Genomic DNA, 21,747 nt, shown 5'->3' with positions numbered 1-21,747 from the left:
AGATCAAAAGATCGCAGCCTTCGGCAGCTCCTACATGTACCCTCAGCTTTCGCATTAATTTCTGCAGGCGTTATGACATTAATTCTGGGTATCGACCCCGGCTCGCGCATCACCGGTTACGGGATTGTTCGCGATACCGGACGTGGCGGCTGCATCTATGTGGCCTCGGGCTGCATCCGTACCGGCGCCGGCGAGCTGCATGAGCGGCTGCAAATCGTTTATCGCGGCGTGCGTGAAATCATTCAGACCTATGGCCCGGTGACCATGGGCATCGAAAAAGTGTTCATGGCGAAAAACGCCGATTCCGCCCTCAAACTCGGGCAGGCTCGCGGCGCCGCCATTGTGGCTGGCGCCGAGGAGAGCCTGGAGATTGCCGAGTACACCGCGACTCAGGTCAAGCAAGCCGTGGTCGGCACCGGCGCGGCCAATAAAGAACAGGTGCAGATGATGGTCATGCACATGCTCAAGCTGACCAGCAAGCCGCAGATCGATGCCTCGGATGCTCTGGCCATTGCCATTTGTCACGCGCATACCCGTTCCAGCCTGCTGCCGCATGGTTTGGGAACCGCACGCAGTCGTGGCGGGCGCCTGCGTCTCTGATAGCATCAGCAATCATTTTTGCGGAATGCGGATTTTGCGCCTGGGTCGTCGGCCCGATTCCCGCCTTCCATCTGTCGCCAGCCCACGGCTGGCCAACGCTCAAGGATCTGAAACGTGATTGGACGCTTGCGCGGCACCCTGGCTGAGAAACAGCCGCCGCACCTGATTCTGGATGTAAACGGCCTCGGGTATGAGTTGGAAGTGCCCATGACCACCCTTTATCGTCTGCCGTCGGTCGGTGAACCGCTGACGCTGCACACCCATTTGGTCGTACGCGAAGACGCGCAGTTACTCTATGGTTTCGCTGGCAAGCGTGAGCGAGACTTTTTTCGTGAGTTGATCCGTCTCAATGGTGTCGGGCCGAAACTGGCCTTGGCGCTGATGTCGAGTCTGGAAGTCGATGAGCTGATCCGCTGCGTGCAATCGCAGGACACCTCGGCGTTGACCAAGGTCCCGGGTGTCGGCAAGAAAACCGCTGAGCGCCTGTTGGTCGAACTCAAGGATCGTTTCAAGGCCTGGGAAACCTCGCCAGCCATGTTCGCTCTGGTGCCGAACCAGCCGGACGGCCCGGCGCCGGTCAACACTGCCGAGAACGATGCCGTCAGTGCGCTGATTTCCCTGGGCTACAAGCCGCAGGAAGCGAGCAAGGCGATTACCGCCATCAAGGACAAGAATTTGAGCAGTGAAGACCTGATCCGCCGCGCCCTGAAGGGAATGATTTAAGTGATTGAAGCTGATCGTCTGATCGCCGCCGCGCACAGTCCGCGCGAGCGCGAAGAAGTCCAGGATCGGGCCATTCGCCCGGTCAGTCTGGCCGACTATATTGGCCAGCCGACCGTGCGCGAGCAGATGGAACTGTTCATCCAGGCGGCGCGTGGCCGTAGTGAATCCCTCGACCACACGCTGATCTTCGGCCCGCCGGGTCTGGGCAAAACCACGCTGGCCAACATCATCGCCGAGGAAATGGGCGTGTCGATCAAGAGCACGTCCGGTCCGGTACTTGAACGTCCGGGCGATCTGGCGGCTCTGCTGACCAACCTTGAGCCGCACGACGTGTTGTTCATCGACGAAATCCATCGTCTGTCACCCATCGTTGAAGAAGTGCTGTACCCGGCGATGGAGGACTTTCAACTCGACATCATGATCGGTGAAGGGCCGGCGGCACGCTCGATCAAGCTGGATCTGCCACCGTTCACTCTCGTGGGCGCCACAACCCGTGCCGGCATGCTGACCAATCCGTTGCGTGACCGCTTCGGTATCGTCCAGCGTCTTGAGTTCTACAGCACGGCGGATCTGGCGACGATTGTCAGTCGTTCGGCGTCAATTCTCGGACTGCCGCTGGACCCGGAGGGCTCTTTTGAAATTGCTCGTCGTGCCCGCGGTACGCCGCGGATCGCCAACCGTCTGCTGCGGCGGGTACGCGATTTTGCCGAAGTGCGGGCCAAGGGCCACATCACCAAGTCGGTGGCCGATCTGGCGTTGAACCTGCTGGACGTCGACGAACACGGCTTCGATCACCAGGACCGGCGCTTGCTGCTGACCATGATCGAGAAGTTCGATGGCGGCCCGGTGGGCATCGACAGTCTGGCGGCGGCGATCAGCGAGGAGCGCCACACCATCGAAGACGTGCTGGAGCCGTACCTGATTCAACAGGGCTACATCATGCGTACACCGCGGGGCAGGGTGGTGACGCGGCATGCGTACCTGCATTTCGGTTTAAACATTCCGTCACGAATGGGCGAGATGCCCGTGGCAGACGAGTTTCTCGATGCCGTGGACGATTGATACACATTTTTGGCGATTTATTCAGCGTTTGTACTGTCACAGGACGGTACTTTTGCGGTAAAGCCTTAAACACTGAAAAAACAGTTGCCTGGCCGGATTGGCAACCCGAGGAGTAAGCACTAGAGTATGCGCGCGCAAAACGGGCTTGAGCCGTTCGCACATCGTTGTCGCGTTTATTACGAGGACACCGATGCGGGCGGCATCGTGTATTACGTTAATTACCTCAAGTTTATGGAACGGGCTCGAACCGAGCGGCTCCGGACGCTGGGCTTTGCCCAGTCGGAACTGGCCGGAGAGGACCTGTTGTTTGTCGTGCATTCCAGCGAAGCGCGCTACCACGCGCCGGCGCGACTGGACGACGAACTGCTGGTAAGCGCTGATGTAATCGAATTGAACCGTGCCAGCCTGCGCTTCAAACAGCAGGTCAGGCGGGCCACGGATAATGTGCTGCTCTGTGAAGGGCAGTTTCTGGTGGCCTGCGTGCGCACCGACAGTTTGAAACCCCGGGCCATGCCCGAATCCTTGCGTGCGGCCTTTGCCGACGCGGGCGGCACGGGTACACACTCAAAGCAGGAGATAAAGCGTGGAAGCTAACGTCGTCGACCATTCCTCCATGTGGAGCCTGGTCAGCAATGCCAGCATCGTGGTGCAGTTGGTAATGTTGACCCTGGTGGCCGCATCGGTGACCTCATGGATCATGATCTTTCAGCGCAGCAATCTGCTGCGCGCCGGTCGACGCGCCCTGGAGAGCTTTGAAGAGCGCTTCTGGTCGGGTATCGACCTGTCCAAGCTGTACCGTCAGGCCGGCAGCAACCCGGATCCGGATTCCGGCGTGGAGCAGATCTTCCGTGCCGGCTTCAAGGAATTCTCCCGTCTGCGTCAGCAGCCAGGTGTTGACCCGGAAGCGGTGATGGAAGGTGTGGCGCGGGCCATGCGCGTTGCCATCTCCCGCGAAGAAGAAAAGCTGGAGCAGAGCCTGCCGTTTCTCGCCACCGTGGGTTCGGTCAGCCCGTACATCGGTCTGTTCGGTACCGTGTGGGGCATCATGAACTCCTTCCGCGGTCTGGCCAGCGCCCAGCAGGCGACCCTGGCCACCGTGGCCCCGGGCATCGCCGAAGCCCTGATCGCCACTGCGATCGGCCTGTTTGCCGCGATCCCGGCCGTTATCGCTTACAACCGTTTCTCTGCCCGCAGCGAAACCTTGCTGAGCCGCTACTACACCTTCGCCGATGAGTTCCAGGCGATCCTGCACCGCAAAGTGCACACCAGCGAAGAATAAGCAGGTATTTCCCGATGGCTTTAATCGCTCGAGCCCGAAACAAGCGCAAGCCGGTCGCCGAGATGAACGTGGTGCCATACATCGACGTGATGCTGGTGCTGCTGGTTATCTTCATGGTGACCGCGCCGATGCTCAATCAGGGCGTGAAAGTGGATCTGCCCAAGGTTTCCAGCGAAGCCTTGCCGCAGGACAACAACACTCAGGTGCTGACCATTTCGATCAAGGCTGACAAGACCTACTACTGGAACCTTGGCAGCGAAGTCGATACTGAAAAGCAGCAGGACAGGGCAATGACGTTGCCACAGATGACTGACGCAGTGACCAAGATCATTCGCGCCGGCACCGAAGGCGGCAAGCGTACCCAGGTCTTTATCCGTGGCGACAAGTCGGTCGACTACGGCGCCGTCATGGGTGCCATGGGCGGGTTGCAGAAAGCCGGGGTCGGTAATGTTGGTTTGATTACCGAGGCCCCCTGATGCAGCAACAGCGAGAGCCGTCCGCCTCGGAAAGCTACTTCTGGCCCAGTGTTCTGGCGATTGTCCTGCACGTGCTGGTGTTCGGCATGCTGTTCGTCAGTTTCGCCTTCACACCCGAGTTGCCGCCGGCCAAGCCGATTGTCCAGGCGACCCTGTACCAGCTGAAATCGAAAAGTCAGGCAACCACTCAGACCAATCAGAAGATTGCGGGTGAGGCGAAGAAATCCGCCGCGCGCCAGACCGAAGTCGAGCAGATGGAGCAGAAAAAGGTCGAGCAGGAAGCGGTGAAGGCTGCGGAACAAAAGAAAGAAGAAGCGGCTCAAAAGGCCGAGGAAGCCAAGAAGGCCGACGAGGCGAAGAAAGCGGACGAGGCGAAAAAGGCTGATGAAGCCAAGAAAGCCGACGATGCGAAAAAAGCCGAGGCCAAGAAGGCAGAAGAGAAACAATTGGCTGATATAGCCAAGAAGAAAGCCGAAGAAGAAGCCAAGAAGGCGGCTGAAGAAGAGGCCAAGAAAGCGGCCGCTGAAGAAGCCAAGAAGAAGATCGTCGAAGACGCGAAGAAGAAAGCCGCCGAAGACGCCAAGAAAAAAGCTGAAGCTGAAGAGGCGAAGAAGAAAGTCGCCGACGAAGCGAAGAAGAAAGCTGCTGCCGATGCTGCGAAGAAAAAATCGCAGGAAGCGGCACGTAAGTCCGCCGAAGAGAAAAAGGCTCAGGCCCTGGCAGATTTGCTTTCCGATACGCCACAGCGTCAGCAGGCCTTGGCCGATGAGCAGGGTGACGAAGTCGCGGGCAGTTTCGATGACCTGATTCGTGCGCGGGCAGCGGAGGGCTGGGCTCGTCCTCCTTCGGCACGCAAAGGCATGACGGTCGTGCTGCAAATCGGCATGTTGCCGGACGGTACGGTGACTTCGGTCAGCGTGGCCAAATCCAGTGGCGACGGTCCGTTCGATGCTTCGGCGGTCGCGGCGGTCAAAAATATTGGACGTTTGACGGAAATGCAGGGAATGAAGCCGAGCGATTTCGCTCCGTATCGTTCATTCAAGATGACATTCACACCTGAGGATCTAGCCTTGTGAGAAACCTTCTTCGAGGAATGCTGGTCGTGATCTGCTGCATGGCAGGGATCGCGATGGCTGATGAAAAGAACATTCTGGTCACCAGCGGCAGCGATCGGGCGACTCCGATTGCTGTCGTACCGTTCGGTATGCAGGGCGGTGCCGTGTTGCCGGACGACATGGCTGAAATCATTGGTAACGATTTGCGGAACTCGGGCTATTACTCGCCGATTCCAAAGCAGAACATGATCAGCCAGCCAAGCCAGCCAAGCGAAATCATCTTCCGTGACTGGAAGGCGGTGGGTGCTCAATACATGATGGTCGGCAGCATTGCGCCAGCCGGCGGTCGTCTGCAGGTGCAGTGGGCACTGTTCAACGTGGCTACCGAGCAGAAAGTGGCTGACGGCAGTGTTTCCGGTACCACCGAGCAACTGCGTGACATGGCGCACTTCATCTCGGACCAGTCGTTCGAAAAACTCACCGGTATCAAAGGTGCGTTTTCGACCCGTCTGCTGTACGTGACAGCCGAGCGTTTCTCCGAGAAGAACACTCGCTACACCCTGCAGCGTTCGGACTACGACGGTGCCCGTGCCGTGACTCTGCTGCAATCGCGCGAGCCGATCCTGTCGCCGCGTTTCGCACCGGATGGCAAGCGCATCGCCTACGTGTCGTTCGAGCAGAAGCGTCCTCGGATCTTCATGCAGAACATCGACACCGGTCGCCGTGAGCAGATCACCAACTTCGAAGGCCTGAACGGCGCGCCAGCCTGGTCGCCAGATGGCAATCGCCTGGCGTTCGTACTGTCGAAAGACGGCAACCCGGACATCTATGTGATGAACCTGGGTTCGCGTCAGATCACTCGTGTGACGGCAGGCCCTGGCATCAACACCGAACCGTACTGGGGCAAGGATGGTTCGACCATCTACTTCACCTCGGACCGTGGCGGCAAGCCGCAGATCTACAAGACCAGCGCCAGCGGCGGTGGTGCCGAGCGTGTGACCTTCATTGGCAACTACAACGCCAACCCGAAGCTTTCGGCTGATGAAAAGACCCTGGTGATGATCCATCGCCAGGACGGTTTCACCAATTTCAAGGTGGCGGCCCAGGATTTGCAGCGAGGCAGTGTAAAGATCCTCACTGATAGCACTCTGGACGAGTCACCCACTGTTGCGCCCAACGGCACCATGGTAATCTACGCCACCCGCCAGCAGGGCCGGGGAGTCTTGATGCTCGTGTCCATTAATGGACGCGTGAGGCTCCCGCTTCCTACCGCACAAGGCGAAGTCAGAGAACCGTCCTGGTCCCCTTACCTGAACTGACGCGGCGCTTTACGTTTTACTTAACACACTGGGGTTCATTAGGAGTTTCACGATGGAAATGCTGAAGTTTGGTAAATTTGCTGCGCTGGCTCTGGCCATGGCTGTAGCTGTAGGTTGCTCGTCCAAAGGCGGCGACAACGCCGGTGAAGGCGCTGTTGATCCAAACGCTGGTTACGGCGCTAACACTGGTGCCGTTGACGGTTCCCTGAGCGAAGAAGCTGCTCTGCGCGCAATCACCACCTTCTACTTCGAATACGACAGCTCGGACCTGAAGCCAGAAGCCATGCGCGCTCTGGACGTTCACGCCAAAGACCTGAAAGCAAACGGCGCTCGCGTTGTTCTGGAAGGCAACACCGACGAACGTGGTACTCGTGAGTACAACATGGCACTGGGCGAGCGTCGTGCGAAAGCCGTTCAGCGCTACCTGGTACTGCAAGGTGTTTCCCCAGCTCAGCTGGAACTGGTTTCCTACGGCGAAGAGCGTCCAGTTGCTACCGGCAACGACGAGCAGTCCTGGGCTCAAAACCGTCGCGTCGAACTGCGTAAGTAATTCGATATGCGAACGTGCCGTCGTGCTGTAACTGTTCTGGCTCTCAGCCTCGCGCCGCTTGCGGCGTGGGCTGCGGTTCCTGTGGTCGATGACAACTCCGGTTATAACAATAGCGGGAGCAGTTATCCGCCTGCGGGTTACGGTACGAACGGCGCCTATGCCGGGGGAGCGGCTTCGGCCCCTGCCTCGGCACAGGGCATGCTGTTCAACCAACTGCAACAGATGCAGGATCAGATATCGCGCCAGCAAGGTGTGATCGAAGAACTGCAGAATCAGGTTGCGCGCATGAAACAGGAATCCCTGGAGCGATACCAGGATCTTGATCGGCGCATAGGATCCGGTGTTGCACCTGCCGCGACTCCTGAGAATTCTTCTACCGGCGGCGATGCAAGTGCTGCTGCCGGTGCTGCCGCTGGCGCCGGGGCTGCTGCCGCCCAGGCACCTGCTGCCAGTAGCGAACCGGGTGATCCGGCCAAGGAAAAGCTGTATTACGATGCGGCTTTCGACCTGATCAAAGCCAAGGATTTCGACAAGGCCAGCCAGGCTTTCTCGGCATTCCTGCGCAAATACCCGAACAGCCAATACGCGGGCAATGCCCAGTACTGGTTGGGCGAAGTGAACCTGGCCAAGGGCGACCTGCAAGGTGCGGGTCAGGCTTTTGCCAAGGTTTCACAGCTCTATCCCAAGCACGCCAAAGTGCCGGATTCGCTGTACAAGCTGGCTGATGTAGAGCGCCGCCTCGGTCATACCGACAAGGTCAAAGGCATTCTGCAACAGGTGGTTTCCCAATACCCGGGGACCTCCGCTGCTCAGTTGGCCCAACGCGATCTGCAACGCATGTAAGTGTGTTTGACCCGTTTGGAAGAAACCCGCGCTTGTCGCGGGTTTTTTCGTTAGAATTCACGCCCTTTTTCTGAAACACGCTTCTGGTGATCTACTCGTTGGCGGGGTTGCCTGAAGTGCCTGACGGAGGCGGACAGCCTGTTTAGCTGTTACGCCCGTGGCGACTATGCAAGACACATTGAGAATCACCGAAGTTTTCTACTCGTTGCAGGGGGAAACGCGGACTGCCGGGCTGCCCACGGTTTTTGTGCGCCTGACCGGTTGCCCATTGCGTTGCCAATACTGCGACAGTGCCTATGCGTTCAGCGGCGGTACGGTCCGCACCCTCGACGACATCCTCGAGCAAGTGGCCGGGTTTCGCCCGCGCTACGTCTGTGTGACCGGCGGTGAACCGCTGGCGCAGCCCAATGCCATCCCTTTACTCAAGCAGTTATGCGATGCCGGTTACGAAGTGTCACTGGAAACCAGTGGTGCGCTCGATATCTCGGCGGTAGATTCGCGCGTCAGTCGCGTGGTCGACTTGAAGACGCCGGACTCCAAAGAGGCGCACCGCAACCGCTACGAAAACATCGAACTGTTGACGCCCAACGATCAGGTGAAGTTTGTCATCTGTTCGCGGGACGACTATGACTGGGCGGTCTCGAAGCTGATCCAGTACGGTCTTGATCGACGTGCGGGTGAAGTGCTGTTTTCCCCAAGTCATCATGACCTCAATGCCAGGGATCTGGCGGACTGGGTGGTGGCAGACAACCTGCCGGTGCGGTTGCAGTTGCAGCTGCATAAATATCTATGGAATGACGAGCCGGGGCGCTGATATGACTGAACAACTGAACACTCACGAAAAACGTGCGGTAATCCTGCTATCGGGTGGCCTCGATTCGGCCACTGTGGTCGCGATGGCCCGGGCTGAAGGCTACGCCTGCTACACCATGAGTTTCGATTACGGCCAGCGCTCTCATGCGGAGCTGCATGCTGCAGCGCGCGTCGCCCGCGATCTGGGTGTGGTCGAGCACAAAGTGATTGGCCTGAACCTCAACGGCATGGGCGGCTCGGCGCTGACCGACACCAGCATCGACATCCCGGAAGAGCTGGGCGAGGGCATCCCGGTGACCTACGTGCCGGCGCGCAACACGGTGTTTCTATCACTGGCACTGGGCTGGGCCGAAGTAATCGGCGCGCGTGACATCTTTATCGGCGTCAACGCCGTGGACTATTCCGGTTACCCGGATTGCCGTCCCGAGTTCATTGAATCGTTCGAGCGCATGGCCAACCTGGCAACCAAGGCGGGCGTGGAAGGCAACGGTTTCCGTATCCAGGCGCCGCTGCAGAACCTGAGCAAGGCGCAGATCGTCCAGGCGGGCGTGAAGCTGGGCGTCGATTATGGCCTGACCGTTTCCTGCTATCAGGCGGACGATGAAGGCCGTGCGTGCGGTAAATGCGACAGCTGCCGCCTGCGTGCAGAGGGCTTTGCGGCGGCCGGTGTAAGCGATCCAACACCTTATTTTTGATTTTTTTCAAAAAGGTGTTGAATAGTCCTTAAAAATCAGTATTATACGCGCCACCACACAGCGGGTCGTTAGCTCAGTTGGTAGAGCAGTTGGCTTTTAACCAATTGGTCGTAGGTTCGAATCCCACACGACCCACCATATTTGGCGGTTTAGAAAATCCGGAAGGCCCACGAAAGTGAGGATTTCCGGGTTTTTTTTTGCCTGCGAATCAGGCACCGCTCCTTTCATCATTGCCTGCGCTGACACAGGTCAGAATCATCTTTTGTATCAACGGGATATTCTGTAGCCTTGCGCAGCTTCAATGCTGTCCGTGCCTGATAATACTCACTCTCCCGGCGGTACCCTCAAGTGGTCCGGAGCCGGGTGTATACTCGACTTTCGCGCGAAAGCGCCTGCAGGTCTTGCGAACATGACGCAGATTTCCGAACGCCTTCTGGTTCAAGCCCACCTCGATGCCAAACAGCCCAAACCGCTGACTGCCGAGGAAGAGGCCTACTACCGTTCTGCCATCGCCGCCGAGCTCAAGGCTCAGGACGCGGTGCTGGTGGCCCACTTCTATTGCGATCCGGTGATTCAGGCCCTGGCCGAAGAAACCGGCGGCTGTGTGTCCGACTCCCTCGAAATGGCGCGCTTCGGCAACGCTCACCCGGCCAAGACCGTGGTGGTCGCCGGTGTGAAGTTCATGGGCGAGACCGCGAAGATCCTCAACCCGGAAAAACGTGTGCTGATGCCGACCCTGGACGCGACCTGCTCGCTGGACCTGGGTTGCCCGGTGGACGAGTTCTCGGCGTTCTGCGATCAGCACCCGGAGCGCACGGTGGTGGTGTACGCCAACACTTCGGCCGCAGTCAAAGCCCGTGCTGACTGGGTGGTGACGTCGAGCTGCGCACTGGAGATCGTCGAAAGCCTGATGGACAACGGCGAGACCATCATCTGGGGCCCGGACAAGCATCTGGGCACTTACATTCAGCGCAAGACCGGCGCCGACATGCTGCTGTGGGACGGTGCCTGCATCGTCCACGAAGAGTTCAAGTCCAAGCAGCTTGAAGACATGAAGGCGTTGTACCCGGACGCCGCGATTCTGGTGCACCCGGAGTCGCCGACCTCGGTGATCGAGCTGGCCGACGCCGTCGGTTCCACCAGTCAGTTGATCGCTGCCGCGCAAAGCCTGCCGAACAAGACCCTGATCGTCGCCACCGACCGCGGCATTTTCTACAAGATGCAGCAGTTGTGCCCGGACAAGGTCTTCATCGAGGCGCCAACCGCCGGTAACGGCGCCGCGTGCCGCAGTTGCGCACATTGCCCGTGGATGGCCATGAACACCCTTGAGCGCACGCTCAAGAGCCTGAAGGAAGGGACGAACGAGATCTTTGTCGATCCGGCGTTGGTTCCGCAGGCGATCCGCCCGTTGAAGCGCATGCTGGATTTCACCCAGGCAGCGCGGATGAAGCTGGCGGGTAACGCCTGAGGTCCTTCAGAAACACCCCAAAACCTGTGGGAGCGAGCTTGCTCGCGAAGGCGGTGAATCAGCAAACATAAATGTCGGCTGATGCTACGCTTTTGCGAGCAGGCTCGCTGCCACAGTGGTATTCGGTGTCAGGAAATTATTTGCTCTTCTTCGGAATCCGCACCACGCGGGTATCGGAATAGATGTCATGCCAGGTGCGCTTCTGCTTGTCGTACAGCGACCAGAGAAATCCAAGCCCTGCGCACAGCCACGACGCGATCGACACCATGAATCGCAGCAGCGCCTGCCACAGGCTGATCGCGCTGCCATCGGCGTTCTGCACTCGAATCCCCCACACCTGCATGCCCAGTGTCTGCCCGCCGTGAGTCCAGAACTTGGCGAAGAACGCAAACAGCACCAGCAACAGCACCGTGGAATACAGCGGATCGCCATCCATCTTGCCGGCATCGGTCAGTGCGCGCAGGCGTTCTTCACCGATGATCGCTGCCTGGATCAACTTGTAGACGAAGCCGGTGACGATCAGCAGGGCGGTGCACAGCAGGAAGTCATAGAACATTGCTGCCAGACGCCGGCCAAGGCCAACAGCAGGAAAGTCGCCCTGGGGAGTGAGCAGGTTTTTCGACATGGCAGCCTCTGGGCGCAAAATGAAGCGCCATTTTACGGATTCGCGCGCACAAAAAAGCCCCTGATATCAAAATCAGGGGCTTTTTTGTGACAGAAAATCAGGCTTCGGCGATGACTTCGTCAGCCTGCATGCCTTTCTGACCTTGCACAGCAACGAAGGTCACTTTCTGGCCTTCTTTCAGGCTCTTGAAGCCGTTGCCCTGAATGGCGCGGAAATGCACGAACAGATCCGGACCGCTTTCTGGAGTGATAAAACCAAAACCTTTCTCGTCGTTAAACCACTTGACGGTACCGCTCTGACGTGTCGACATTTCTTATTTCCTTTGACGCATAAATTGATGACAGTCTCTTTCTCATGAAAGAGTACTGGGGCTGGTTGCAGGAGAGTAAGAAGACGTCGAGCGGGATGTAGCTAACTTTGTAGGCTACTGCCCAGGTCACGATTCCAAGCTGACCCATGCAAACACAGTGGACAAACTCTACGCCAACTACGGGAGAAAAAACAAGCCCCGCGAAGGCCCGGTTTTCCTGCACTTGCTGGCAGTTAGTCAATCCACTAGTGTCGGCTTAGACGATGAACGGGTTCAATTGTTTTCGATCGTTATAAGCAAAGTTCATATTCGAATCAGATGTTAGAAAATGCACTTTTTTGTGGCGATTGCGTTACACATTAGTGCACGCATAACGCAATCGCGTTACTTATAGAAACAGTCAATCAACCACGATAGTAGCGTTGTGGAACAAATGGCATTTTGCTTACAAGCATTTGCACCTTTTTCCCACGAACGATGGCCCAGACTGGCGTGTCCAGTGCCACATGAGCGCTGTCGAGATAACCCATCGCCAACGGCCCGCCCAGGGTCGGACCAAAGCCACCGCTGCACACGCTGCCGATGATTTCGCCCGCTTCGTTGACGATTTCAGCGCCTTCACGCACCGGCGTACGTTCCTGTGGCAGCAGACCGACGCGTTTGCGCGCGACGCCGTTCTGCTGCTGAGCAAATACTTGCTCTGCACCCGGGAAACCACCGGCCCGCGCGCCTTCGGCGCGGCGTGGCTTGGAGATCGCCCACAGCAGGCTGGCTTCGATGGGGGTGGTGTCGGTGTTCATGTCGTGGCCGTACAGGCACAGGCCAGCTTCCAGACGCAGCGAGTCGCGGGCGCCGAGGCCAATGGCCTGGACTTCCGGTTCGGCCAACAGGGCACGGGCGAGTTTTTCTGCATCGGCTGCCGGTACGGAAATCTCAAAACCGTCTTCACCGGTGTAACCCGAACGGCTGACGAAGCAATCGATGCCCAGCAGCTGCACGCGCTTGAACTGCATGAACGTCATCTTCGCCACCTCTGGTGCAAGACGCGCCAGTACGGTGACTGCAGCCGGACCTTGCAACGCCAGCAACGCGCGCGCTTCGAACAGCTCCGTAATGGTGCACTGATCACCGATGTGTTTTTGCAGATGCGCCAGGTCCTGATCCTTGCACGCGGCGTTGACTACCAGGAACAGCTCGTCGTTACCGAGGTTGGCGACCATCAGGTCGTCGAGGATGCCGCCGTTGTCGTTGGTGAACATCGCGTAGCGCTGCATGCCCACCGGCAGGTCGATGATGTCCACCGGCACCAGGGTTTCCAGGGCCTTGGCGGCATTGGCGCCGGTCAGGCGAATCTGGCCCATGTGCGAGACATCGAACAGCCCGGCCTGCTCACGGGTGTGTTGGTGCTCTTTCATCACGCCGAGCGGGTATTGCACCGGCATGTCGTAGCCGGCGAACGGCACCATGCGGGCGCCGAGTTCGAGGTGCAGAGCGTGCAGCGGGGTTTTCGACAGTTGTTCGGTGGACATGCGTGACTCCTTGATTCATACCAGCTCTCTCCCGGAGGAAGAGGGGGCTAATTAGCATTCGATAATGTTGACTGCCAGACCGCCACGGGCGGTCTCCTTGTATTTGCTTTTCATGTCGGCGCCGGTCTGGCGCATGGTGCGGATGACCTTGTCGAGCGAGACGAAGTGTTGCCCGTCGCCGCGCATTGCCATGCGCACTGCGTTGATCGCTTTCACCGAGCCCATGGCATTGCGCTCGATGCACGGCACCTGCACCAGCCCGCCAATCGGGTCGCAGGTCAGGCCGAGGTTGTGTTCCATGCCGATTTCCGCGGCGTTCTCCACTTGCTGCACGCTGCCGCCGAGCACTTCGCACAACGCGCCGGCGGCCATTGAGCAGGCCACGCCGACTTCGCCCTGACAGCCGACTTCAGCGCCGGAGATCGAGGCGTTTTCCTTGTACAGAATGCCGATCGCGGCGGCGGTCAGCAGAAAACGCACCACGCCGTCATCGTTCGCACCCGGGATAAACCGCATGTAGTAATGCAGCACCGCCGGAATAATCCCGGCCGCACCGTTGGTCGGCGCGGTAACCACGCGCCCGCCGTTGGCGTTTTCTTCGTTGACGGCGAGGGCGTAGAGGTTGACCCAGTCGAGCACCGACAGCGGATCGCGTAGCGCCGATTCCGGGTTCTTGCACAGCTGTCGATGCAGCGCCGCCGCCCGGCGCTTGACCTTCAGCCCGCCCGGCAGAATGCCTTCGTTACGACAGCCAGCGGCGACGCAGTCCTGCATCACTTGCCAGATTTTCAGCAGACCGGCGCGGGTCTCGGCCTCCGGGCGCCAGGCGCTTTCGTTGGTCAGCATCACCTGGCTGATCGATAGGCCGTAGGTGGCGCAATGGCCGAGCAAGTCCTTGGCGCTTTTGAACGGGAAGGTCAGCGGTGTGGCGTCTTCGACAATGCGGTCGGCACCGGCGGCATCCTCATCGACGACGAAACCGCCGCCGACCGAGTAGTACTCGCGGCTGCGGATCTGAATACCGGCTGCATCGAATGCGCGAAAGATCATGCCGTTGGGATGATAGGCCAACGGTTTGCGGATCATCGCCAGGTGTTCTTTCTCATTGAAGGCAATGCCGTGTTCGCCGAGCAGATTCAGCCGGCCATTGCCGCGAATGTCCTGGAGGCGCGCGGCGACAGTTTCGGTGTCGACGGTGTCCGGGTGTTCACCCTCAAGGCCGAGCAGCACGGCTTTGTCGCTGCCGTGACCCTTGCCGGTGGCGCCGAGCGAGCCGTACAACTCGACCCGGACACTGGCGGTGGCGGCCAACAGGTTTTCCCGGCGCAGGCCTTCGGCGAAGCGCGCAGCGGCACGCATCGGGCCGACGGTGTGGGAGCTGGAAGGGCCGATGCCAATCTTGAACAGGTCGAACACGCTTAACGACATGAGTGGTTCTCCGGTTTCTTGTTATAGGAATTGGCGGAATATCAGGCTGAGTACATCCCCTGTAGGAGCTGCCGAAGGCTGCGATCTTTTGATCCTGTTTTAAGATCAAGATCAAAAGATCGCAGCCTTCGGCAGCTCCTACAGATAAAGCGATAAAGCGGTGGGGCAGGTGACCCGCCCCTCCTTCGTTTAAGCGTAGCTTTCGATCGACGGGCAGGCGCAGACCAGGTTGCGGTCGCCGAACACGTTGTCGACGCGACCGACCGGCGGCCAGTACTTGCCTTCGATCAACGACGCCACTGGATATACCGCTTGCTCGCGGCTGTACGGGTGGGTCCACTCGCCGACCAGCTCCGCCGCCGTGTGCGGGGCGTTCTTCAGCGGGTTGTCGTCCTTGTCCAGCGTGCCGTTTTCCACTGCGCGGATTTCTTCGCGGATGCGGATCATGGCGTCGCAGAAGCGGTCCAGTTCTTCCTTGGATTCGCTTTCGGTCGGCTCGATCATCAGCGTGCCGGCCACCGGGAACGACATGGTCGGGGCGTGGAAGCCGAAGTCGATCAGGCGCTTGGCGACGTCATCGACGCTGATGCCGCTGCTGTCTTTCAGCGGGCGCAGATCGAGGATGCATTCGTGCGCCACCAGACCGTTGCTGCCGGTGTACAGCACTGGATAGTGCTCTTCCAGACGACGGGAAATGTAGTTGGCGTTGAGGATTGCCAGTTGCGAAGCCCGCTTCAGACCGGCGCCACCCATCATGCGAATGTACATCCAGGTGATCGGCAGAATGCTCGCGCTGCCGAACGGCGCTGCGCAGACCGCGCCTTCCTTGCGTTGCATCTGACCGTGACCCGGCAGGAACGGGGTCAGGTGCGACTTGACGCCGATCGGGCCGACGCCCGGGCCGCCACCGCCGTGCGGAATGCAGAAGGTTTTGTGCAGGTTCAGGTGCGAGACGTCGCCGCCGAACTTGCCCGGTGCGCAGAGGCCGACCATCGCGTTCATGTTGGCGCCGTCGATGTACACCTGGCCGCCGTTGTCGTGAATGATCCCGCAGATTTCGCGGATGCCTTCTTCGAACACGCCGTGGGTCGACGGGTAGGTGATCATCAGCGCTGCGAGGTGTTCGCGGTGCTCGATGGCTTTGGCGCGCAGGTCTTCGATGTCGACGTTGCCACGGGCATCGCACGCGGTCACGACCACGCGCATGCCGGCCATGTTGGCGGTGGCAGGGTTGGTGCCGTGGGCCGACGACGGGATCAGGCAGATGTCGCGGCGCTCATCGCCACGGCTCTGGTGGTAAGCGCGAATCGCCAGCAGGCCTGCGTATTCGCCTTGCGAACCGGCGTTCGGTTGCAGCGAGATCGCGTCGTAACCGGTGGCGGCGCAGAGCATCGCTTCCAGTTCATCGGTCAGTTGCTGGTAGCCGGCGCTTTGCTCGGCCGGAGCGAACGGGTGCAGCGCGCCGAACTCGGCCCAGGTCACCGGAATCATTTCGCTGGCGGCGTTGAGTTTCATGGTGCACGAGCCCAGCGGGATCATGGTGCGATCCAGTGCCAGATCCTTGTCCGCCAGTTTGCGCAGGTAGCGCATCAGCTCGGTTTCCGAGTGATAACGGTTGAACACCGGGTGGCTGAGGATTGGCGACTGACGTACCAGCGCCGCCGGGATGGTGCTATGCACCGAAGCGGCCAGCGCAGCGAAGTCCGGCAGGGTTTTGCCGTCGGCGAACAGGCCCCACAGGGTTTCGATGTCAGCCTGAGTGGTGGTTTCGTCGACCGACAGGCCCAGACGCTGAGTGTCGATTACGCGCAGGTTGATCTGTGCAGCGTGCGCCTTGTCGTGCAGCGCGGCAGTGTGCGCGCCGGTGGCGAGGGTCAGGGTATCGAAGAAGCTTGCCTGTTCGACGGTCTGGCCCAGTGCGCTCAGGCCCTTGGCGAGAATCGCGGTCAGGTGATGCACGCGGTTGGCGATCTGGGTCAGGCCTTTCGGGCCGTGGTAGACCGCGTACATGCTGGCGATGTTGGCCAGCAGCACTTGCGCGGTGCAGATGTTCGAGGTGGCTTTCTCACGGCGGATGTGTTGCTCGCGAGTCTGCATCGCCAGGCGCAGGGCCGGCTTGCCGAAACGGTCAACCGACACACCGACCAGACGGCCCGGCATGTCACGCTTGAATGCATCCTTGGTGGAGAAGTAGGCGGCGTGCGGCCCACCGAAGCCCAGCGGTACACCGAAGCGTTGCGCCGAACCGATGGCGACGTCCGCGCCGAACTCGCCCGGAGCGGTCAGCAAAGTCAGGGCCAGCAGATCGGCAGCCACCGCAACCAGCGCGTTGGCGGCGTGGAAACGCTCGGTCAGTTCGCGGTAGTCGAACAGGTCACCGTTGCTTGCCGGGTATTGCAGCAGCGCGCCGAAGAACGGCGTGACGTCCGTCAGTTCACGCTCATCGCCAACCACCACGTCGATGCCCAGCGGCTCGGCACGGGTGCGCAGCACGTCGAGGGTTTGCGGGTGGCTGTGGATCGAGGCGAAGAATTGGTGGCTGCCCTTGTTCTTGCTCAGGCGTTTGCAGAAGGTCATGGCTTCGGCAGCGGCGGTGGCTTCGTCGAGCAACGAGGCGTTGGCGATCGGCAGGCCGGTGAGGTCGCTGATCAGGGTCTGGAAGTTCAGCAGCGCTTCGAGACGGCCCTGGGAAATTTCCGGCTGGTACGGGGTGTAAGCGGTGTACCAGGCCGGGTTTTCCAGCAGGTTGCGCAGGATCGGCGACGGCGTGTGGCAGTTGTAGTAGCCCTGGCCGATGTAGGTCTTGAACAGCTGGTTCTTGCCGGCGATGGATTTGATCATCGCCAGGGCGTCGGCTTCGCTCAGGCCGTCGTCCATGCCGAGCACGCTGGTGCCCTTGATGCTTTCAGGAATGACGCTGGCGCTCAGCGCTTCGAGCGAGTCGAAACCGAGGCTGTTGAGCATGGCTTGCTCGTCACCGGCGCGCGGGCCGATGTGACGGGCGATGAATTCGTTGGCAGTGCCGAGGTTTACTTGAGTCATTTCGCTACTCCTCAGGCTTCGTCTTGGGCTTTGATCAAACGGTCGTAGGCGTCCTGATCCAGCAATTTCGCCACCGCCGAGGTGTCGCTTGGCTGGAAGCGGAAGAACCAGCCTTCGCCCAGCGGATCTTCGTTGACCAGTTCCGGAGCGTCTTCCAGCGCCGGATTAACTTCCAGGACGTCGCCATCGAGGGGCATGTACACACCGCTGGCGGCTTTCACCGATTCCACGGTGGCGGCTTCGGCGCCTTTTTCGTAAGCCTGCAGCTCAGGCAGTTGCACGAACACCACGTCGCCCAAGGCGTGCTGCGCGAAAGCGGTGATGCCGACAGTGACGCTGCCGTCAGCTTCGGTGCGCAGCCATTCGTGATCTTCAGTAAAACGCAACTCGCTCATGGAAACTCCTAAGGGGCCAGACTCGTCTGGTGGACGCGGTGGAAGGCGGGGCATGAAAGCCCTGATTTTATGAGCGGTTACTTAGCAAGAACGCGGCCATCTTGGATTTATCTATATAAAACAATGGCTTATTGATTGTCGGCAAGCCTGATGAAGGGATGACTGTAGCGAAATCGCTACAGTTCAGGGCGGGGAGAAAAGCTGAAGCGGATCAAAGCCTTGCACAGCGGTCGCTGGCGAAGGGTGTAGCGATATCGTTCCGCTGTAGCGCTTTCAGTACAGATGGAGGTCGTTTTCAAGTAGAAAAATACAAATTTTGAACTGGAAACCCGGACTGTAGGAGCTGCCGAAGGCTGCGATCTTTTGATTTTGTTTTTTAAGATCAAGATCAAAAGATCGCAGCCTTCGGCAGCTCCTACAGGGGGTTAGGGTGAATTTAAGACTTGCCCGGAATGCCGTACTTGCGCAGGCGATGGGCAATCGCCGTGTGCGAGGTCTGCAGGCGGCTGGCCAGTTGGCGGGTCGAGGGGTAGCTGGCGTAGAGTTTTTCCAGCAGCGATTTTTCGAAGGACTCGACGGCTTGTTCAAGGCTCTCGACGTCGCTGTCGGTCTGCCGCGCCACCGAGGTGCCGGCGATGTCGAGGTCGCCGATGTCGACCAGGCTGCTTTCGCAGATCGCCGCGGCGCGGAAGATCACGTTCTGCAACTGCCGCACGTTACCCGGCCAACGATTACCGAGCAGTGCCGGATAGGTACCGGGCGCAAGGCGACAGACTGGACGCTGAATCTGCGCACAGGCCTGCTGCATGAAATAGCGCGCCAGCAACAGGATGTCCTGACCGCGCTCGCGCAGCGGCGGTACTTCGACATTGAGCACGTTGAGGCGGTAGAACAGGTCTTCGCGGAACAGGCCTTCGCTGACCATTTTTTCCAGGTCGCGGTGGGTCGCGCTGAGGATCCGCACGTTGACCTTCACCTCGCGATCGCCACCCACCCGGCGGAAGCTGCCGTCGTTGAGAAAGCGCAGCAGTTTGGCCTGCAAGTACGGCGACATCTCGCCGATTTCGTCGAGAAACACTGTGCCCTGGTTCGCCAGTTCCATCAGCCCCGGTTTGCCGCCACGTTGCGCGCCGGTGAAGGCGCCGGGGGCATAGCCGAACAGCTCGCTCTCGGCGAGGTTCTCCGGCAGGGCCGCGCAGTTCAGGGCGAGGAACGGCGCACTGTGTCGCGCACTGATCGCATGGCAGGCGCGGGCCACCAGCTCTTTGCCGGTGCCGGTTTCGCCTTGAATCAGCAGTGGCGCATCGAGTGCGGCGACGCGTTGCGCGCGGGCCTTGAGGGTGCGGATTGCCGGGGATTCGCCGAGCAGCGCATCGAAACCTTCGGCATGGTCGTGGTGCAGCGCCGAGAGTTGTTCGCCGATACGGTTCGGTTGATACAGGGTCAGTAGCGCGCCGGCGTCGGTGATCGGCGTGGCGTCGAGCAACAGGGTCTGGCCGTTGACGGTGATCTCGCGCAGCGGCAGACGGAAGCCTTGTTCGAGCAGGGTTTCCAGCAGGCCGGGATCGTTGAACAGTTCAGAGACGCTTTCACCCGCCGGTTCGCGTCCGTACAGCGCGATCAGTGCCGGGTTGGCCAGCAGCACTTTCCCGGCGCTGTCGAGGGCGAGCACCGGATCGGTCATCGCTGCGAGCAATGCATCGAGTTGCAGGTGCCGACGCTGGCCGGGGAGGATGTCGACCACCGTGACCGCTTCGACACCGCGCACCCGAAACAGCGCATCTTTGAGTTCTTCGAGCACTTGCGGGCTCAAGGTCGGGGCGTCGATGTAGACATTGGGCGGAATCATCTCCACCGCATCCAGATTGAGATTGCGCCCACCGAGGATCGCCAGGACTTCCTGGGTGATGCCGACGCGGTCGATGAAGCTGACGTGGATACGCATGGGGCGGTTCAGTGTTCTGGAATGCGGAGGGGGGCAAGTATGCCTTGGGGCGGGGGATTGGTGAAATGGACAACGATTTTCCGGGCAACTCAAATCCCCGGTGGGAGCGAGCCTGCTCGCGAAAGCGGTGTGTCAGAAGTGAAAATATTGACTGACAGATGGCATTCGCGAGCAGGCTCGCTCCCACAGGGGAATGGTTATTCGAAGTGCTCGGGATTGACCGGATCTCCGGATTGCATATTCAACTTCTGCCGAATGTCCTCAAACATCAGGTCGTAGTGCTTGTGCACCGAGCCGATCTGGCTGTGAGCCTTTGGAATCCCGTACTTCTCGGCAATCCGGGTCACGTCGCGGGCGAAGTTGTAAGCCTCTTCCTTGGGCAGGAAAAACGCCTCCTTCATGTCCTTGCCCTGCATATTGCCGTGCAGGGTGAACTGTATCCCTTTGCCTTTTTGCGGATCGGTGAACACTTCATAGTCGAGGCACAAGTCGTAACTGACGTCATCTGGCGTCAACGCATGTCGCTCGATGTGCAAATGACCGGGGTTGAATATGGCCATGGGTTTCTCCTTCTCAAGGCATGGGAGAAGGGCAGACCCTGGGCCTGCCCCCGGAGTTTCTGATTATCGATAGCTGATGCCCGGCTTCGCGGTGCTGACACGGGTTCCGGCGGTGCCTTGAACGATGGCTTCGATGTCCGCCAGCGAACCGATCACCGCGACCTTGCCAGTATGGCGCGCGAACTCGCAAGCTGCCTGTACCTTCGGCCCCATGGAACCGGCGGCAAAACCCAGGCGTTCCAGTTCGTCCGGGTGCGCTTCGGCGATGGCTTTCTGGGTTGGCTTGCCGTAATCGATGAATGCCGCGTTGACGTCCGTGGCGATCACCAGCAAATCGGCCTCCAGTTGCTCGGCCAGCAGTGACGAGCACAGATCCTTGTCGATCACCGCCTCGATGCCCTTGAGGTTACGGTGCTCGTCGTACATCGTCGGAATGCCGCCGCCACCGGCGCAAATCACGATGCTGCCCTTGTCCAGCAGCCACTTGATTGGACGGATTTCGAAGATGCGTTTTGGCCGAGGGCTGGCCACCACGCGGCGGAATTTGTCACCGTCCGGGGCGATGGCCCAGCCTTTTTCAGCGGCGAGCTTTTCTGCTTCGGCTTTCTCGTAGACCGGGCCGATCGGTTTGCTCGGGTTCTGGAAGGCCGGGTCCTTGGCGTCGACCTCGACCTGGGTCAACAGGGTGGCGAACGGCACCTCGAAGTCCAGCAGGTTGCCTAGTTCCTGTTCGATGATGTAGCCGATCATGCCTTCGGTTTCGGCACCGAGCACGTCCAGCGGGTAAGGGGTGACGGAGGTGTACGCCGCCGCTTGCAGCGACAGCAGGCCGACTTGCGGGCCATTGCCATGGGCGATGACCAGTTGGTTGCCGGGATGGATCTTGGCGATTTGCTCGGTGGCGATGCGGATGTTGGCGCGCTGGTTGTCAGCGGTCATCGGCTCGCCACGGCGGAGCAGGGCGTTACCGCCCAGAGCTACGACGATACGCATGGTGCATGTCCTTCTGGAAAACAGTGAAAGCTCGCAG

General features: G+C 59.7%; 22 protein-coding genes and 1 tRNA gene. 14 read left to right on the top strand and 9 right to left on the bottom strand.

Going from position 1 to position 21,747, the window contains the following annotated elements; genetic code table 11:
* The first annotated feature begins 72 nt into the window (after window positions 1-72).
* The 14 genes from ruvC to nadA all read left to right on the top strand — a co-directional run bounded on the left by ruvC (window position 73) and on the right by nadA (window position 10,883).
* A complete protein-coding gene (ruvC, locus tag ACYZUM_RS19325; RefSeq protein WP_007951206.1) occupies window positions 73-600 on the top strand; it encodes a crossover junction endodeoxyribonuclease RuvC in 528 nt (175 codons plus the stop codon).
* Between the two features lie 114 nt (window positions 601-714).
* On the top strand, window positions 715-1,323 hold the full coding sequence (gene ruvA, locus ACYZUM_RS19320) for a Holliday junction branch migration protein RuvA (RefSeq protein WP_003227522.1): 609 nt from the start codon (window positions 715-717) through the stop codon (window positions 1,321-1,323).
* Window positions 1,324-2,385: a Holliday junction branch migration DNA helicase RuvB gene (gene ruvB, locus ACYZUM_RS19315; protein WP_041068559.1), complete on the top strand. Its 1,062-nt coding sequence runs from the start codon at window positions 1,324-1,326 to the stop codon at window positions 2,383-2,385. It begins immediately after the preceding gene.
* 126 nt (window positions 2,386-2,511) lie between these two features.
* Window positions 2,512-2,979: a tol-pal system-associated acyl-CoA thioesterase gene (ybgC, locus tag ACYZUM_RS19310; RefSeq protein WP_027612533.1), complete on the top strand. Its 468-nt coding sequence runs from the start codon at window positions 2,512-2,514 to the stop codon at window positions 2,977-2,979.
* On the top strand, window positions 2,969-3,664 hold the full coding sequence (gene tolQ, locus ACYZUM_RS19305; RefSeq protein WP_007912733.1) for a protein TolQ: 696 nt from the start codon (window positions 2,969-2,971) through the stop codon (window positions 3,662-3,664). The genes ybgC and tolQ overlap by 11 nt, the downstream gene beginning before the upstream one ends.
* A gap of 23 nt (window positions 3,665-3,687) precedes the next feature.
* Complete coding sequence (gene tolR / locus ACYZUM_RS19300; RefSeq protein WP_161794900.1) at window positions 3,688-4,140, top strand: protein TolR; 453 nt, start codon at window positions 3,688-3,690, stop codon at window positions 4,138-4,140.
* Entirely contained in the window at window positions 4,140-5,216 is a 1,077-nt protein-coding gene (gene tolA, locus ACYZUM_RS19295) for a cell envelope integrity protein TolA (protein ID WP_041068568.1), read from the top strand. The genes tolR and tolA overlap by 1 nt, the downstream gene beginning before the upstream one ends.
* 17 nt (window positions 5,217-5,233) lie before the next feature.
* A complete protein-coding gene (tolB, locus tag ACYZUM_RS19290) occupies window positions 5,234-6,514 on the top strand; it encodes a Tol-Pal system beta propeller repeat protein TolB (RefSeq protein WP_164747834.1) in 1,281 nt (426 codons plus the stop codon).
* A 52-nt stretch (window positions 6,515-6,566) separates the two neighbouring features.
* The gene (gene pal, locus ACYZUM_RS19285; RefSeq protein WP_003178634.1) at window positions 6,567-7,064 is read left to right on the top strand and encodes a peptidoglycan-associated lipoprotein Pal; all 498 of its coding nucleotides are present in this window, start codon (window positions 6,567-6,569) and stop codon (window positions 7,062-7,064) included.
* A 6-nt stretch (window positions 7,065-7,070) separates the two neighbouring features.
* Window positions 7,071-7,907 carry a tol-pal system protein YbgF gene (gene ybgF, locus ACYZUM_RS19280; protein WP_145594531.1) on the top strand — a complete coding sequence of 279 codons (837 nt, stop codon included), beginning with the start codon at window positions 7,071-7,073 and terminating at the stop codon, window positions 7,905-7,907.
* A gap of 166 nt (window positions 7,908-8,073) precedes the next feature.
* Complete coding sequence (queE, locus tag ACYZUM_RS19275; protein ID WP_198759685.1) at window positions 8,074-8,721, top strand: 7-carboxy-7-deazaguanine synthase QueE; 648 nt, start codon at window positions 8,074-8,076, stop codon at window positions 8,719-8,721.
* A gap of 1 nt (window position 8,722) precedes the next feature.
* Window positions 8,723-9,415, top strand: a complete 693-nt coding sequence (gene queC, locus ACYZUM_RS19270) for a 7-cyano-7-deazaguanine synthase QueC (RefSeq protein ID WP_222018557.1) — start codon at window positions 8,723-8,725, stop codon at window positions 9,413-9,415.
* A gap of 62 nt (window positions 9,416-9,477) precedes the next feature.
* Window positions 9,478-9,553 (top strand) — tRNA-Lys (locus ACYZUM_RS19265).
* 271 nt (window positions 9,554-9,824) lie between these two features.
* Window positions 9,825-10,883 (top strand): quinolinate synthase NadA, encoded by a 1,059-nt coding sequence (gene nadA, locus ACYZUM_RS19260; protein ID WP_108183609.1) that lies wholly within the window; start codon window positions 9,825-9,827, stop codon window positions 10,881-10,883.
* A gap of 136 nt (window positions 10,884-11,019) precedes the next feature.
* Here nadA and ACYZUM_RS19255 read toward each other — a convergent pair whose 3' ends face one another.
* From ACYZUM_RS19255 to arcC, 9 genes are all read right to left on the bottom strand, one after another.
* Window positions 11,020-11,508, bottom strand: coding sequence for an RDD family protein (locus tag ACYZUM_RS19255; RefSeq protein WP_041068583.1), 489 nt, complete (start codon window positions 11,506-11,508; stop codon window positions 11,020-11,022).
* 97 nt (window positions 11,509-11,605) lie between these two features.
* A complete protein-coding gene (locus tag ACYZUM_RS19250; protein WP_007951194.1) occupies window positions 11,606-11,818 on the bottom strand; it encodes a cold-shock protein in 213 nt (70 codons plus the stop codon).
* 404 nt (window positions 11,819-12,222) lie between these two features.
* Window positions 12,223-13,347: a glycine cleavage system aminomethyltransferase GcvT gene (gcvT, locus tag ACYZUM_RS19245; protein ID WP_473061041.1), complete on the bottom strand. Its 1,125-nt coding sequence runs from the start codon at window positions 13,345-13,347 to the stop codon at window positions 12,223-12,225.
* 51 nt (window positions 13,348-13,398) lie between these two features.
* Window positions 13,399-14,775, bottom strand: coding sequence for an L-serine ammonia-lyase (locus ACYZUM_RS19240; RefSeq protein WP_473061040.1), 1,377 nt, complete (start codon window positions 14,773-14,775; stop codon window positions 13,399-13,401).
* A 189-nt stretch (window positions 14,776-14,964) separates the two neighbouring features.
* The gene (gene gcvP / locus ACYZUM_RS19235) at window positions 14,965-17,817 is read right to left on the bottom strand and encodes an aminomethyl-transferring glycine dehydrogenase (RefSeq protein ID WP_222018558.1); all 2,853 of its coding nucleotides are present in this window, start codon (window positions 17,815-17,817) and stop codon (window positions 14,965-14,967) included.
* A gap of 11 nt (window positions 17,818-17,828) precedes the next feature.
* Window positions 17,829-18,212, bottom strand: a complete 384-nt coding sequence (gcvH, locus tag ACYZUM_RS19230) for a glycine cleavage system protein GcvH (RefSeq protein WP_430292444.1) — start codon at window positions 18,210-18,212, stop codon at window positions 17,829-17,831.
* Window positions 18,213-18,648: 436 nt separating this feature from the next.
* The gene (locus ACYZUM_RS19225; RefSeq protein WP_041068602.1) at window positions 18,649-20,157 is read right to left on the bottom strand and encodes a sigma-54-dependent transcriptional regulator; all 1,509 of its coding nucleotides are present in this window, start codon (window positions 20,155-20,157) and stop codon (window positions 18,649-18,651) included.
* 197 nt (window positions 20,158-20,354) lie between these two features.
* A complete protein-coding gene (locus ACYZUM_RS19220; protein ID WP_041068604.1) occupies window positions 20,355-20,717 on the bottom strand; it encodes a DUF5064 family protein in 363 nt (120 codons plus the stop codon).
* A gap of 63 nt (window positions 20,718-20,780) precedes the next feature.
* Window positions 20,781-21,710, bottom strand: a complete 930-nt coding sequence (gene arcC / locus ACYZUM_RS19215; protein WP_115984261.1) for a carbamate kinase — start codon at window positions 21,708-21,710, stop codon at window positions 20,781-20,783.
* Between the last annotated feature and the right edge of the window lie 37 nt (window positions 21,711-21,747).

It is taken from the genome of Pseudomonas sp. m6p (assembly GCF_055760375.1).
This window is presented reverse-complemented; position numbering and strand designations above follow the sequence as displayed.